The sequence below is a fragment of the Marmoricola sp. URHA0025 HA25 genome (genome assembly GCF_054059435.1).
In genome coordinates, this window is the sequence record NZ_JBSSCD010000001.1 from 1001383 (window position 1) to 1015907 (window position 14525).

Consider the following 14525-nt stretch of genomic DNA (forward strand, 5'->3'; position numbering starts at 1 on the left):
AGGCGCATGTCGAGCCTGCCGATAGTGGCCGTCGTCGGGGCCACGGCGTCGGGCAAGAGCGAGCTCGCCCTCGACCTCGCCGAGCTGCTCGGCGGGGAGATCGTCAACACCGACGCGATGCAGGTCTACCGCGGCATGGACATCGGCACGGCGAAGCTGCCCCTCCCGGAACGGCGGGGAATCCCCCACCACCTCCTCGACGTGCTCGACGTCGCCCAACCGGCGACCGTCGCGGAGTTCCAGCGCTGGGCGCGGGCGGCGGTCGCGGACTGCCGCGACCGTGGTGTCGTGCCGGTGCTCGTCGGCGGTTCGGCGCTCTACACGCGCGCGATCCTCGACCAGTTCGACTTCCCGGGCACGGACCCCGAGATCCGGGCGCGGTACGACGCCACGCTGGCCGAGCTCGGCCCCGAGGCGCTCCACCGGCGTCTCGCGGAGGTCGATCCGGAAGCCGCAGCCGGCATCATCGAGACCAATGGCCGCCGGATCGTGCGGGCGCTCGAGGTCATCGAGCTCACCGGCCGGCCGTTCGCCGCCACGCTCCCACCGCCGGCGTACGCCGACCCCGACACGGTGCAGATCGGCGTCGACATCGGCCGGCCGGCACTCGACGCCCGCATCGCGATGCGGGTCGACCGGATGTGGGAGGCGGGCTTCGTGGGGGAGGTGCGTGCGCTCGCCGACCACGGACTCCGCGAGGGAATGACCGCGAACCGCGCGCTCGGCTACCGCCAGGTGCTGGCGCTCCTCGACGGCGAGATCAGCGAGGCGGAGGCCAAGGAGCAGACGGTCGCCGCGAGTCGGAGGTTCGCGCGCCGCCAGGACAGCTGGTTCCGCAAGGACGAGCGCATCACCTGGGTCCGGTACGACGACCCGGCGCGCGCCGAGCAGGCCCGCACCAGGATTCAGGCGGCGGCCGACACCCAGGCGTGAGCGGGGTCGACCAGCACCACGGCGGCGTCGCACGAGGTGCAGATCCAGCCCTGCTGCTCGACGGGCAGGAAGATCGTCGCAGTGCCGCAGTCGCGGCAGTGGCGGGTCTCTCCCCGCAGCATCAGCACGAAGTCGGTCCGCCCAGGATCACGCTCAACGTCCATGGCACGACCATGACACGAGGCTCCGACAAGTCCGGGCAGGACACGGCCCGGACATCTCAGGTGGCGCTCGTCCCGGCCGATGAGGGGTGTGGGTGCGGTCGACTGCGCTCGATCGGCACCTGACCGGAGGACCCGCAGCCATGACCCGAGGACACGCTCGATCAGGTCTGCTCGTCGCCGCCCTGGCGACCGTCGCCCTCCTCCTGGTCGGTGCGGCCGACGGGAGCGCAGCCGGCGGTCGCGACACGGGCCGGGCGACGTACGCGGAGAACCCCGACAACCCGCTCGCCGGTGGCACCTGGGGCGTCTACACCGGCTCCGCCGACGGCGTCTATCCCGCCTACCAGCGGTCGACGGGAACGCAGCGCTCCCTGCTGGCGAAGATCGCGCTGCGTCCGCGCGTGCGCTGGTTCGGCGGCTGGATGACCGCCGCCGACGCGTCCGCGAAGCTGCGCGACTACATCCGCACCACCCAGGCCGGCGATCCCGACGTGCTGGTGCAGCTCGCCGTCTTCCGGCTCTGGCCCCAGGGCGAGGGCGCCAAGGACAAGCCGCTGACCGCCGCCGCCCAGGACGCCTACCGCCGGTGGATCGACGCCGCCGCGCAGGCGATCGGCGGGGCGCGGGTCGCCATGGTCCTCGAGCCCGACCTGCCCGTGGCGCTGGGCGGCTGGCAGCCACAGGTCCGCGAACAGTTGACGGCGTACGCCGCCCACGTCTTCGGGCAGCTTCCCCGGACGTCGGTCTACATCGACGCCTCGGACTCCGACTGGCTCTCGGTGCCGCGCGCTGCCGATCTGCTGCTGCACTCCGGGATCGCGGAGGTGCGCGGCTTCGCGCTCGGCGCGACGCACTACTCGAGCACCGAGTCGAACGTCGCCTACGGACGTCAGCTCGTCGCGGCGCTCGCCGCGGCCGGCGTCCCGGGACGCCACTTCGTCGTCGACACCGCCGACAACGGGCGGCCGTTCACCTGGCTGCAGTACCGGGCCGCGCACCCGCACGGCGACTTCGACAACGCGCAGGCGTGCCGGACGACGACCCAGCAGCGCTGCGACACGCTCGGCATCCCGCCGACGACCGAGGTGGCGACGTACCTCCCGGCCGACCTGCGTCCAGGAGCACAGGCCTCCGTCGACGCCTACCTCTGGTTCGGCCGGCCCTGGCTCTATCGACAGAGCTCGCCCTTCCTGCGAGCACGTGCGCTCCGCGTCGCGAGGACCACCCCGTACTGACGGCGCAGGGAGCTCTCGTCGGGCTCAGCGGCCGGACGTCTCGACGGGCTCCTGTCGAGACCTCCCTGCGTACGTCACCAGGTCTCGACTGATCGCTCGCTGGCGCTCGCTGCTCGATCACCCGGTGCTCGGCTCGACCACCGGTGGTGGACCGGGTCCACTGTCGGTGCCCGGCGCGACACTGGCCAGATGGTCACTGCCTACTACACCGCCAGCTCGATCGACGGGTTCATCGCGGACCCCGACGGTTCGCTCGCCTGGCTGCTGAGCCGCGACATCGACCCGCAGGGTCCGCAGCACTACGACCGGTTCATCGCCGACGTCGGTGCGCTCTGCATGGGTGCGACGACGTACCAGTGGATCCTCGACAACGACCCGGACAGCTGGCCGTACGTCGTGCCCTCCTGGGTCTTCGCCCATCGCCGGTTCCCGGAGACCGAGCGCGACATCCGGTTCACCAGCGCACCGGTCGCCGAGGTCCATGCGCAGATGGTCGAGGCCGCGTCCGGCAAGGACGTCTGGGTCGTCGGCGGGGGAGAGTTGGTCGGGCAGTTCCACGACCACGGCCTGCTCGACGAGGTCTGGGTCCAGTACGCCCCGGTGGCGCTCGGCGGCGGTGCGCCGTTGCTGCCCCGGCACGTCGAGCTCGAGCTCCTCGAGGTCGACCGCAACCGCGACTTCGCGTGCGCGCACTACCGCGTCGTGCGCTGAGGAGCATCAGCGCCCGACCGCCGGGTACTCCGCAGCGCATCGTCGCGACCCACCGCTCCTCTCGGGAGGCACCATGCGCATCCGTCCTGTCCGGCTGACCCTGACGACCACCCTGGCGGTGGCTTTCGCCGGCTTCCTGGTCCCGACCGCGCCGGCCGATGCGGTGCTACGGGCCCAACCGGCGCAGGCGCCCGTCGCGGCGCCGCCGAGGAACGCCACCGCCGTCGGACGTGGCGGTGCGGTCAGCTCGGTGGATCCGAACGCGACCAGGGTGGGCCTCAGGGTGCTGCGACACGGCGGCAACGCGACTGACGCGGCGATCGCGACCGCCGCGGCGCTCGGCGTCACCGAGCCCTACAGCAGCGGCATCGGCGGTGGCGGCTTCTTCGTGCACTACGACGCACGCACCGGCCGGATCGGGACGATCGACGGTCGCGAGACCGCGCCCGCTGCGATGCCGCACAACGCGTTCATCGACCCGTCCACCGGCAAGCCCTACAACTTCAGTCCCGAGCTGGTCACCAGCGGAGTCTCCGTCGGCGTCCCCGGGTCACTGGCCACCTGGAAGCGAGCCCTCCACCGCTGGGGGAGCTGGCGGCTGGGTCGCACCCTGAAGCCGGCGTCCCGGCTCGCGCGCCACGGGTTCGTGGTCGACCAGACCTTCCGGCAGCAGACCCTGGACAACAAGACCCGGTTCCAGGCGTTCCCCGCGACCTCGAGGCTGTTCCTCCGTGGCGGAGACGCCCCGGCCGTCGGCTCGGTGTTCCGCAACCGGGCGCTCGCGCGCACCTACGACCTGATCGCGAAGCGCGGCACCCAGGCGTTCTACCGCGGCCGGCTGGCGCACCAGATCGCGCGCATCGTCCGGCACCCGCGCACCTCACCGACCACCACATTGCCCGTGCCGGCCGGGTTCATGACGGCCCGCGACATCCGCCGCTACCGCGTGATCAACAGGGCGCCCACCCACGTCGGCTACCGGGGGTACGACGTCTACGGCATGGGCCCGGCTTCGAGCGGCGGCTCCACGGTCGGCGAGGCGCTGAACATCCTCGAGCGGTTCAACCTGTCGGCGATGAACGACGTCGACGCGCTGCACCACTACCTCGAGGCCTCGGCCCTGGCCTTCGCCGACCGCGGCAAGTACGTCGGCGACCCGGCGTACGTCCACGTGCCGCTGCAGCAGCTGCTCTCCGACCAGTACGCCGCGACCCGCGCGTGCCTGATCAACCCGACCCTCGCGATGACCAAGCCGATCGCCGCGGGCGACGTGAACGCCACCGGCGGTTGCGGGGCGCGGTCGGCCGGACGCACCGCGCCGGACACCGAGAACCTGAACACCACGAACCTCACCGTGGCCGATCGCTGGGGCAACATCGTCGAGTACACCCTCACCATCGAGCAGACCGGTGGCTCCGGCATGGTCGTGCCGCGGCGCGGCTTCCTGCTCAACAACGAGCTGACCGACTTCTCGGCCGTCTACGACCCCACCGACGCCAACCGGATCGACCCGGGCAAGCGGCCGCGCTCCTCCATCTCGCCGACGATCGTGCTGCGCCATGGCAAGCCGTTCCTCGCCCTCGGCTCGCCCGGAGGCTCGACGATCATCACGACGGTGCTGCAGATGCTCTACGACCGGATCGACCGCGGGATGACGATCCAGCAGGCGATCGCCGCGCCGCGGGCATCGCAGCGCAACACGGCCAACGTCACCGCGGAGCAGGCCTTCATCGACCAGTGGGGCAGTGCGCTCTCGGCGTACGGCCACACGTTCGTGCCGGCCGGAGCGCCGGGCACGAGCGCGGCGGAGATCGGCGCGGCGACCGCGATCGAGTTCGGCCCCGGCAAGCGGATGACCGCTGTGGCCGAGCCGGTACGCCGTGGCGGCGGAGCCGCGGCCGTGGTGTCGCGGAGCGGCGGCTGACCTCGGGGAGCCGGTCCCTAGACTGGCTCGCGTGGACTACGCCTTCCTCAAGGGACATGGCACGGAGAACGACTTCGTGCTGCTCCCGGATGCCAACGGCCGGCACGAGCTGACCGCCGAGCAGGTGGCCCGGCTCTGCGACCGTCGTGCCGGGATCGGCGGGGACGGCGTCATCCGGGTGGTCCGCACCGACGCCACCGACGACCCGGCAGCGATCGCAGCCCGGGGCGAGGCACGTTGGTTCATGGACTACCGCAACAGCGACGGATCGCTCTCCGAGATGTGCGGCAACGGCATCCGGGTGCTCGCGCTCTACCTCGCGACGCACGCCGACGTCGACCCGCGCGACCCACTCCGGATCGCGACCCGCGCCGGCATCAAGGAGATCACCTTCGAGGGTGACCGGATCACCGTCGACATGGGCGCTCCGGAGGTCTTCGCCGAGACCAAGGTGGAGGTCGACGGCCGGTCCTGGCCGGCCACCCGGGTCAGCATGGGCAATCCGCACGCCGTGGCGTTCGTCGAGTCGCTGGACGACGCCGGTCCGCTCCGCGAGGAGCCCGGTCACGACCGCGAGGTGTTCCCCGACGGCGTCAACGTGGAGTTCGTCGCACGCCGCGGCGAGCGACATGTCGCGATGCGGGTGCACGAGCGCGGGTCGGGGGAGACCCGGTCGTGCGGCACCGGCGCCTGCGCGGCGATGGTCGCGGCATCCTTGGCCGACAACGCGGATCGCGGTACGCCGTACACGGTGGACGTGCCCGGCGGCACCCTCGAGGTCGTCTGGACCCCCGACGACCGGGTGCTGCTCACCGGCCCGGCCGTGCTCGTCGCCGAGGGCATCACGGATCTCTGAGTCCTCCGGACTCGGGCCTCTCTGAACCCCCGGTGCGTTCAGTTCTAGGATCGCCGCCATGGACATCAACGGAGCCAGTGCAATCGTCACCGGCGGAGCCTCGGGCATCGGCGCCGCCTGTGCCCGTCAGCTCGCCGCGAAGGGCGCCAAGGTGGTCGTCGCCGACCTGAACGCGGAGAAGGGCGAGGCGCTCGCCGACGAGATCGGCGGATCCTTCGCCCCGGTCGACGTCACCCGGACCGAGCAGATCCAGGCAGCCGTCGAGCACGCGCTCGAGCTCGGGCCGCTGTGGGCAGCGGTGAACTCCGCCGGCATCGGCTGGGCGCAGCGCACGATCGGCAAGGACGGCGAGTTCGCCTCCGCCCACGACATCGACGCGTTCAAGAAGGTGATCGCGATCAACCTGATCGGCACCTTCGACACCATCCGGATCGCCGCCACCGCGATGGGCCGCAACGAGCCCGACGCCGACGGCCAGCGCGGCGCCATCGTGAACATGGCGTCGGTCGCCGCGTTCGACGGACAGATCGGCCAGGCGTCGTACTCCGCCTCCAAGGGCGGCGTGGTCGGGATGACCCTGCCGATCGCCCGTGACCTGTCGGCGGCCGGCATTCGGGTGAACACGATCGCCCCGGGCCTCATCGACACGCCGATCTACGGCGAGGGCGAGGCGTCCGAGCAGTTCAAGGCGCACCTCGGCCAGAGCGTGCTGTTCCCCAAGCGGCTCGGCGTCCCCGACGAGCTGGCCAGCATGGTCGTCGAGTGCATCACGAACTCCTACATGAACGCCGAGACCATCCGCGTCGACGGCGGCATCCGGATGCCACCGAAGTAGCCGGACCGCCCCGGCATCGGCTCCCTTACCAGTGCGGAGACCCTCCGGTGGGATGCGACGTCCGGGGGCGACCAAAGTGACGGATGTGGTCTAGGCCACGGCCGAGCCGGTACGACGGTCTCTGACAGTCTGCGCGGAATCACTGTCTCGCGGAGGGACCAACCTGTGTATGCCATCCCACTGAAACAACTTCTGCGCATCGTCGTCGTGACCGCCCTGGCGGCTGCCGCGATGGCTGCGGTCGCACCCGGCAAGGCATCCGCCACGGCACCGTGCTCACGCACGTACTCGACCAACACGTCGGTGCCGATCACTGACTTCGTCATCTCCTCGTCGGTCATCAACGTGCCCGAGGACGGTCTGGTCGTCACAGACGTGAACCTCACGCTGAACATCCATCACACCGACGATGCGGACCTGCACATCTGGGTGCAGTCCGAGAACGACGCTGGCGTCGGTCGCCGGTCCACGTTCCTGTACGACGAGTCAGACGCCGGTGACAACATGATCGGCACGACCTTCGACGACTCGGCGCCGAACGACATCTCCACCGGGGTGGCGCCCTTCACCGGCTCGTTCAACCCGGTCGGCGCAATGTCTACGCTCAACGGCTTCGCGGGTGGCCAGTACCGCTTGCTGGTCTGGGACGACGCGGCGATTGACCAAGGAACCATCGACAACTGGTCGGTGACCCTCACCTACGCGAGCTGTGACCCCGACAACGACGGCATCGACGTCCCGCCGGACGCGTGCCCCGCACTCGCCGGGATCGCCCCGAGTGGCTGCCCGTCGGCTACTGGGTCCCTGACCGCGAAGTACAGGCTGGGCAAGTTCAAGGGGACCCTGTCCTCCTCGGCTGCGGCGTGCAAGGGTTCGCGGCTGGTCACGATCTTCAAGGTGCGCAGTGGTCCCGACAAGAGGATCGGAACCGCTGCCACCGCAGGCGACGGCACGTACAAGCTGAAGCGTGCGAAGAGCGCCGGCAGGTACTACGCGATGACACCACGTGTCGTGGTGCCGAACGCTGCCGACTGCGCTGCTGCCACATCGAGCACGTTCAGGGTCCGCTGATCGCCTGAGCAATGCGTGCGCGCCCGGTCGTCCTCCTCAGGACGGCCGGGCGTTCGCACGTCCACGTGAGGACAACAGAACGCCCGGCTGCCCCGCTGCGTAAGGGGGCGTCCGGGCGTTCCGTGACTGGGGGCCGTCGGAGCGGCGTCATCCGTGCGAGTGCGGTTGCGCGGTCCTCCGATCGAACGGATGGGGTGGCAGGTCGTTGTCGGGACGGACCTCAGACCCGCCGGCCGACTGCTCGGGCGGCGGGTCCTCGTCCGTGGGCAGCTCCGGGAACGGGTCCATGGCGCCGTGAGTCGCTTCCCCCTCTGCGCCCGGGACGCGGCCGGTCCTTTCGCTGCTCACGCCCATCCCGCCGGCGAGGCCTCCAGGGCCGTCGCCGCTCGGGTCGGAGTCGGTCACCTTCGGGTCAGGCGGCTCCGGACCCACGCGGGGCTCTGTCTCGGCGTGCTGGTCGGAGTGCTTCGTCGTGTCGTCGGTGGTCATGAGTTGTCGCCGGACGGCTGGTCGAGGGAGGAGCCGGCGTTCTCCTCCTGGAAGGCGTCCTCGACGTCGTCGAGCTCGGGCACCGGCCGGTCGGCGTCGTCGAGAGGGGGATGGGTCAGCGTGCTGTTGGTGGGCGCCTCCGGGTCGAGGTCGTCCTCGGGTTCGACGTCACGATCGGCGTCGCCTGGCGGCGGCTTCTCCACGTCGCTCATGCGGCCCGGGTACCCGCGCGCTCTCGAGTCCATTCCCTCTGGTCACAGGTTTCTCACAGGCTCCGGTGTCCGCGGTCGCGGCGTACGGCTGAAACCGGGTTGCCGCCCGGCCTATTCTGGAAGGCGTATGACGAACGCATCTGAAGAATTCGACGAGTCGCGCGACTCCCTGGAGGCGCGCGACCTCGACATCGAGCTCGACCCGGATTTCGACCCCGACGTCGAGGCAGTCGACCTCGGCGAGGCCCTCGCCGAGACGGCCGGCTGGGACGACGAGGAGGACCCGGAGGAGACCACCGGCGACCTCGACCTGGCCGCGCGACACGCGCTGCGGCGGGTGGCCGGGCTCTCGACCGAGCTCGAGGACATCTCCGAGGTCGAGTACCGCCAGCTCCGCCTCGAGCGGGTCGTGCTCGTCGGTGTCTGGACCGAGGGCAGCGTCGAGGATGCCGAGAACTCCATGGCGGAGTTGGCCCTGCTCGCCGAGACGGCGGGCTCGCAGGTCCTCGACGCCGTCTACCAGCGGCGCGACAAGCCCGATCCGGCCACCTACATCGGCCGCGGCAAGGTCGAGGGCGTCCGCGAGATCGTCTGGGCCAACGGCGCCGACACCGTGATCGTCGACGGGGAGCTGGCCCCGAGCCAGCTGCGCAACCTCGAGGACAAGATCAAGGTCAAGGTCGTCGACCGGACCGCGCTGATCCTGGACATCTTCGCCCAGCACGCGAAGTCCCACGAGGGCCAGGCGCAGGTCGAGCTGGCCCAGCTCAACTACATGAAGCAGCGCCTGCGTGGTTGGGGTGGCAACCTGTCCCGCCAGGCCGGCGGCCGGGTCGGCGTACAGGGCGGCGGCATCGGCGGTCGAGGTCCCGGTGAGACCAAGATCGAGACCGACCGACGGCGCATCAACACCAAGATCGCCAAGCTGCGCCGCGACCTCGCGCACATGCGCACGACCCGCCAGACCAAGCGCAGCGAGCGCCGCCGCAACGCGGTGCCCAGTGTCGCGATCGCCGGCTACACCAACGCGGGCAAGTCCTCCCTGCTCAACCGGCTGACCGATGCCGGCGTGCTGGTCGAGAACGCCCTGTTCGCGACGCTCGACCCGACGACCCGGCGTACGACGACCGGCGACGGCCGGGTCTACACGATGAGCGACACCGTCGGCTTCGTCCGGCACCTGCCTCACCAGCTGGTCGAGGCGTTCCGCAGCACGCTCGAGGAGGTCGCCGAGTCCGACCTGATCGTCCACGTGGTCGACGGCTCGCACCCCGACCCGGAGGGCCAGCTGGCCGCCGTACGCGAGGTGCTCGCCGAGATCGGCGCGACCGGCATCCCGGAGCTCGTCGTGGTCAACAAGGCCGACGTCGCCGACCCGATGACGATCGCCCGGCTGCGGCAACGTGAGCCGCACTCGATCGTGTGCTCGGCGAAGACGGGTGAGGGCATCAACGAGGTCAGGGGGGCCATCGAGGCCGACCTCCCGCGCCCGGCGGTCGACGTGCGCGTGCTCCTGCCCTACGAGCGAGGAGACCTGGTCAGCCGGATCCACGACAAGGGCGAGGTGCTCAGCACCGACCACACCGGCAACGGCACGGTCGTCCAGGCCCGGGTCAGCGAGGCGCTCGCCGCCGAGCTGGAGCCCTACGCCGTCACGACGATCGACTAGCGCGGTCTGGTCAACTTCCCGGTACGCGGGTGCTCCCGCCGCTAGGGTCGCGCCATGAGGAAACTGGTCGCCGGGATCTTCGGCCTGGTCGTCCTCGCGGTGATCGTCGGGATCGGCGGGATCTCCACCAGCTCGAGCAGCCCGAGCGGCGAGACGTCGACGATCAACGACTACACGGCCGACTTCACCGTCAATGCCGACGGCGACCTCGACGTCGTCGAGACGCTCACGGTGCACTTCCCGATCTCGCGGCACGGCATCTTCCGGTTCTTCGACACCCGCGACAACCCGAACGGCTCGCACAGCCGGGTGCTCCCCGAGCAGGTGCGGGTCACCCGCGACGGACAGTCGGAGCCCTACTCGCGCGAGACCAAGAGCCGCGGCCGGTACGTCGTGCTGAAGATCGGCAGCGCCGGCACGCTCCTCGACGGCGTGCACGTCTACGAGATCGACTACACGATCCCCGGGGCTCTGTCGAAGGGCACCGACGGGACGCCCACGCAGTTCTACTGGGACCTGATCCCTGCCGGCTGGGAGATGCCGATCGACCAGGCGCACCTCACGGTGCACCTGCCGGCCGCCGCGCAGAACTTCCGGTGCGCGGTCGGCCTGGGCAGCACGTCGGGCTGCACCGCCGACGGTGAGGGCACCGACACCCTGACCGTCCTCACCGGGATCCTGTCTCCGAACACGCCGGTCACGATCAAGGTCGGCCTGGACATCCCCACGCCGCCCGCGAACACGCTGCCGTGGAGCAGCCGGATGGATCCGATCCTGGGCCGGCACCCGGTGCTCCTCGGCTTGGTCCTCGCCATCGCACTGCTCGGGGCCCTCTCCGGGTTCGCGATGAGCCGCTCGACCCACGAGAAGCAGCCGGCCTACCCGCTGATGTACGCGCCGCCGGACGGGATCGGGCCGGCGCAGGCCGCGTACATCCTCACCGAGAAGGTCCCGGACGAGGCGTTCGTCGCCACGATGATGTGGGCCGCGGAGAAGGGTGCCGTCCAGCTCAGCCAGGACGACCGGAAGTGGACGATCACGGGCACCGGCGACACGAAGGCGTGGAGCAACGTCGACGGCGTGACCCAGCTCGCGGGCGGGGCGCTCGGCGTGCTCGACTCGGGTGACTCGTTCACCGCGTCGCCGAAGTCGGTGTCGGCCGGGGAGAAGCTCAAGACGGTGCTCAGCCAGTTCAAGGCCAACACCAAGGGCTGGGCCCGCACCTCGGGGCTGATGGCCCCCAGTGGCCTCGGCGGGTTCGGCTGCTTCGTGCTGCTGGCGCTGTGGGGCGTGACGATCTGGCTCGGCGCGTTCAACCCGCTGAACATGTCGGCGGTCGCGCTGATCCCCGGCGCGTTCGCGGTGTTCGGCCTCGGCGTCGGTACGCCGGGCGCGGGCACCAAGCGCACGCCGGCAGGCCGCGACCTGTGGTCCCGGGTCGGCGGCTTCCGGCGGATCCTGTCCACGCCGTCGGCGGTCGAGCGGTTCGACTTCTCCGGGCGCAAGGACCTCTACACGGCGTACCTCCCCTGGGCGGTGGCGCTCGACTGCGCCGACGAGTGGGCCAAGAAGTACCGCGTGGAGACCGGCGAGGAGCCCCCCGTGCCGACGTACTTCGCCGGCTACTCGGGCGCGCACACGTCGAACTACGTCAACCAGATGGTCGACAGCTTCGACTCCGCGGTGTCCTCCGCGATCTCCTCCTACGAGGCCACCCAGAGCTCCTCGTCCAGCGGCGGGGGCGGCGGCTTCAGCGGTGGTGGCGGTGGCGGCGGTGGCGGCGGTGGCTCCTGGTGAGCAGCCGGTCGAGCCTGTCGAGACGCCCGCTCATGCAGTTCAATGACAAGTCCGCAACGGAAAGAGGTTCGGCATGCTGATCGTCTGGATCGTCATCGCACTGGTCGTGGTCGCGGTCGGGTTCGTCGTCGTCGGCTTCAACAAGCTCCGGCGCACCGACATCGGGGCGCAGGAGGCGCTCGGCGGCATCGACGTGCAGCTGACCCGGCGCGCCGACCTGATCCCGAACCTCGTCGAGACCGTGAAGGGGTACGCCGCCCACGAGAAGGGCGTCTTCGAGGAGGTCACCGCCGCGCGGGCGGGCGTGGCCGCCGCAGCCAAGGGCGACGACGTGCCGGCCAAGGCCGCCGCGGACGCAGCGCTGTCGCAGGCGCTGGTGCGGGTCAACGCGGTCGCCGAGAACTACCCCGACCTGAAGGCGAACACGAACTTCCTGGACCTGCAGAAGCAGCTCGCCGAGACCGAGAACCAGATCTCGTTCGCCCGGCAGTACTACAACGACGCGGTCGCGACGCTCAACAAGGCGGTCGCGACGATCCCGTGGATGCTGTTCGCCGGCATGGCGGGCGTCAAGGCGCGGGAGTTCTACGAGGCACCTGCCGGCTCCGACGTCGCACCGAAGGTCGACTTCGGCACCGCAGCCCCGGCTGCTCCCGCCGCGCCTGCCGCCCCCGCCGCCCCGGCCGTGCCCGCCGCACCGGCAGCACCTCCGGCCCCGTCGTTCCCGCCCACTGCTCCGCCCGCCGCGGTCGAGCCCCCGGCCGGCGCGAGCGAGGAACCCCCCGCCCAGCCCTGAGCACGTCGAGGCGGCTCGGATGAAAGCCCAAAGCACGTCGAGGCGGCGCAGATGAAAGCCCAAAGCACGTCGAGGCGGCGCAGATGAAAGCGATTCCTTTCATCTGCGCCGCCTCGACGTTTCTGGGGCTTTCATCTGCGCCGCCTCGGCGGTCCTTGGTCAGGGAGCGGCGGTCGCGGTCTGCTCGACGCTGTCGCTGAGGCGCTGCGCCAGCCAGATCGGGACCGCGGAGAGCACGATCAGCGCCGCTGCGACCACGTTGACCACCGGCGTCTGGTTCGGGCGGAAGAGGTTCTGGAAGATCCAGATCGGCAGCGTCTGCTCGTGCCCGCCGGCGGTGAACGTGGTCACGATGATCTCGTCGAAGGACAACGCGAAGGCCAGCAGTCCACCCGCGAGGAGCGCGGAGCGCAGCAGCGGGAAGGTGACCAGCCGGAAGGTCGTCAGCGGCCCGGCGCCGAGATCGGCCGAGGCTTCCTCGAGGCTCTCGGACATCCGCCGGAGCCGTGCCTGGACGTTGTTGAACACGGTGACGATGCAGAACGTCGCGTGCGCGACCACGATCGTGAAGAACCCGAGCTCGAGGCCGAAGATCGAGGTGAACGCGTTGTTCAGCGCCAGGCCGGTCACGATGCCGGGCAGCGCGATGGGCAGGATGATCAGCAGCGAGACCGCGTTGCGCCCGAAGAAGCGGGCCCGCTGCAGGGCCATCGCGGCCATCGTCCCGAGGACCAGCGAGATCACCGTCGCGAGCAGGCCGACCTCGACGCTGACCAGGAGCGCATGGCGAGCACCCGTGGAGTGGCCGGCGGCCTGCCACCAACGCAGGGTCAGGCCGCTCGGCGGCCAGGCGAACGACTTGCTGACGTTGAACGAGTTGAGCAGCACCAGCGCCAGCGGCAGGTAGACGATCAGCAGCACCAGAGCGGTGCAGCCGACAAGGAACGCCTTGAGGCGCCTGCTGATCGTCATCGCCGCGCCCTCACAGGTTCTCCAGGGCGCCGGTGCGCCGGACCACGCCGAGGTAGCCGAGCATGACCAGCACCGGGACCACGGCGTACGCCGCCGCGAACGGCAGGTTGTTGGCCACGCCGTAGTTGTCGGCGACCACGTTGCCGAGCATCTGCGTCGGTCCGCCGACGATCTTCACCGCGATGTAGTCACCCATCGTCAGCGAGAACGTGAAGATCGAGCCGGCCACCAGCGCTGGGAAGACCAGTGGCAGCACCACCCGCCGGAAGGTCGTCAGTGCGGAGGCACCGAGGTCACCACTGGCCTCGAGCAGCGAGTCGGGCAGCTTCTGCAGGCCGGCGTACACCGGCAGGATCATGTACGGCAGCCACAGGTACGCCAGAGTCACGACCAGGCCGGTGAGGCCGTAGCCAGGGGAGATCCCGAGCCACTCCAGCGGACCCGACTTGGACAGCATGCCGCGCCACGCGTACGCCTTCACCAGGTACGACGCCCACAACGGCATCAGCACCGCGATCACCAGGAGCCGCTGCAGGCCGGGCCGGGCGACCTTGGCCATGAAGAACGCGACCGGGAGCGCCAGCGCCGCGTCGACGACGGTGACGAGCACCGCAACCCCGAGCGTGCGCAGCGTGATCGTCCGGTAGACCGACTGCTGCAGCAGGTCGCGGAAGTTGTCGAGCGTGAAGACCCGGACCAGGTCACCGGTGAACTCGTTGGTGGTCCAGAACGCAGCGAGGAACAACGCACCCAGGGCGCCGAGGTAGGCCACTCCCAGCCACAGCAACGGTGGCAGCAGCAGCAGACCTCTCCGCAGAGAGGGCCCTGGGTGCGTCGACATCTCGTTCGGCTCTGGTCCGG

The 14525-nt window shown here is 70.5% G+C and carries 15 protein-coding genes; 10 read left to right on the top strand and 5 right to left on the bottom strand.

Features of this window, described 5'->3' with window-relative positions:
* Positions 1–6: 6 nt before the first annotated feature.
* Positions 7–933: a tRNA (adenosine(37)-N6)-dimethylallyltransferase MiaA gene (gene miaA, locus ACVW00_RS04835; protein WP_457109768.1), complete on the top strand. Its 927-nt coding sequence runs from the start codon at positions 7–9 to the stop codon at positions 931–933.
* Here the strand turns inward: miaA and ACVW00_RS04840 are convergent.
* Complete coding sequence (locus ACVW00_RS04840) at positions 906–1097, bottom strand: hypothetical protein (protein WP_457109769.1); 192 nt, start codon at positions 1095–1097, stop codon at positions 906–908. The two genes, miaA and ACVW00_RS04840, sit on opposite strands and share 28 nt — an antisense overlap.
* A gap of 140 nt (positions 1098–1237) precedes the next feature.
* Between ACVW00_RS04840 and ACVW00_RS04845 the strand changes: the two genes are divergently transcribed.
* The 6 genes from ACVW00_RS04845 (at position 1238) to ACVW00_RS04870 (ending at position 7729) form a co-directional block, all read left to right on the top strand.
* On the top strand, positions 1238–2332 hold the full coding sequence (locus ACVW00_RS04845) for a glycoside hydrolase family 6 protein (protein ID WP_457109770.1): 1095 nt from the start codon (positions 1238–1240) through the stop codon (positions 2330–2332).
* Positions 2333–2521: 189 nt separating this feature from the next.
* Positions 2522–3043: a dihydrofolate reductase family protein gene (locus tag ACVW00_RS04850; RefSeq protein WP_457109771.1), complete on the top strand. Its 522-nt coding sequence runs from the start codon at positions 2522–2524 to the stop codon at positions 3041–3043.
* Positions 3044–3116: 73 nt separating this feature from the next.
* The gene (gene ggt / locus ACVW00_RS04855) at positions 3117–4967 is read left to right on the top strand and encodes a gamma-glutamyltransferase (protein WP_457109772.1); all 1851 of its coding nucleotides are present in this window, start codon (positions 3117–3119) and stop codon (positions 4965–4967) included.
* A gap of 31 nt (positions 4968–4998) precedes the next feature.
* Positions 4999–5823 carry a diaminopimelate epimerase gene (dapF, locus tag ACVW00_RS04860; RefSeq protein ID WP_457109773.1) on the top strand — a complete coding sequence of 275 codons (825 nt, stop codon included), beginning with the start codon at positions 4999–5001 and terminating at the stop codon, positions 5821–5823.
* 58 nt (positions 5824–5881) lie between these two features.
* Complete coding sequence (locus ACVW00_RS04865) at positions 5882–6658, top strand: SDR family NAD(P)-dependent oxidoreductase (protein ID WP_457109774.1); 777 nt, start codon at positions 5882–5884, stop codon at positions 6656–6658.
* A gap of 207 nt (positions 6659–6865) precedes the next feature.
* Positions 6866–7729 (top strand): hypothetical protein, encoded by an 864-nt coding sequence (locus ACVW00_RS04870; RefSeq protein WP_457109775.1) that lies wholly within the window; start codon positions 6866–6868, stop codon positions 7727–7729.
* A gap of 147 nt (positions 7730–7876) precedes the next feature.
* Here the strand turns inward: ACVW00_RS04870 and ACVW00_RS04875 are convergent, their stop codons facing one another.
* Both ACVW00_RS04875 and ACVW00_RS04880 read right to left on the bottom strand, forming a co-directional pair.
* Positions 7877–8218 carry a hypothetical protein gene (locus tag ACVW00_RS04875; RefSeq protein ID WP_457109776.1) on the bottom strand — a complete coding sequence of 114 codons (342 nt, stop codon included), beginning with the start codon at positions 8216–8218 and terminating at the stop codon, positions 7877–7879.
* On the bottom strand, positions 8215–8430 hold the full coding sequence (locus tag ACVW00_RS04880) for a hypothetical protein (protein ID WP_457109777.1): 216 nt from the start codon (positions 8428–8430) through the stop codon (positions 8215–8217). Before ACVW00_RS04880 ends, ACVW00_RS04875 begins: the two co-directional genes overlap by 4 nt.
* Positions 8431–8557: 127 nt before the next feature.
* Between ACVW00_RS04880 and hflX the strand changes: the two genes are divergently transcribed.
* The 3 genes from hflX to ACVW00_RS04895 all read left to right on the top strand — a co-directional run bounded on the left by hflX (position 8558) and on the right by ACVW00_RS04895 (position 12692).
* Entirely contained in the window at positions 8558–10099 is a 1542-nt protein-coding gene (gene hflX / locus ACVW00_RS04885; RefSeq protein ID WP_457109778.1) for a GTPase HflX, read from the top strand.
* Between the two features lie 54 nt (positions 10100–10153).
* Complete coding sequence (locus tag ACVW00_RS04890) at positions 10154–11896, top strand: DUF2207 domain-containing protein (protein ID WP_457109779.1); 1743 nt, start codon at positions 10154–10156, stop codon at positions 11894–11896.
* Between the two features lie 73 nt (positions 11897–11969).
* Complete coding sequence (locus tag ACVW00_RS04895) at positions 11970–12692, top strand: LemA family protein (RefSeq protein ID WP_457109780.1); 723 nt, start codon at positions 11970–11972, stop codon at positions 12690–12692.
* Positions 12693–12851: 159 nt separating this feature from the next.
* On the opposite strand, the gene ACVW00_RS04900 is transcribed toward ACVW00_RS04895, so the two are convergent.
* Positions 12852–13664 carry an ABC transporter permease gene (locus ACVW00_RS04900; protein ID WP_457109781.1) on the bottom strand — a complete coding sequence of 271 codons (813 nt, stop codon included), beginning with the start codon at positions 13662–13664 and terminating at the stop codon, positions 12852–12854.
* A 10-nt stretch (positions 13665–13674) separates the two neighbouring features.
* Positions 13675–14505, bottom strand: a complete 831-nt coding sequence (locus tag ACVW00_RS04905) for an ABC transporter permease (protein WP_457109782.1) — start codon at positions 14503–14505, stop codon at positions 13675–13677.
* Between the last annotated feature and the right edge of the window lie 20 nt (positions 14506–14525).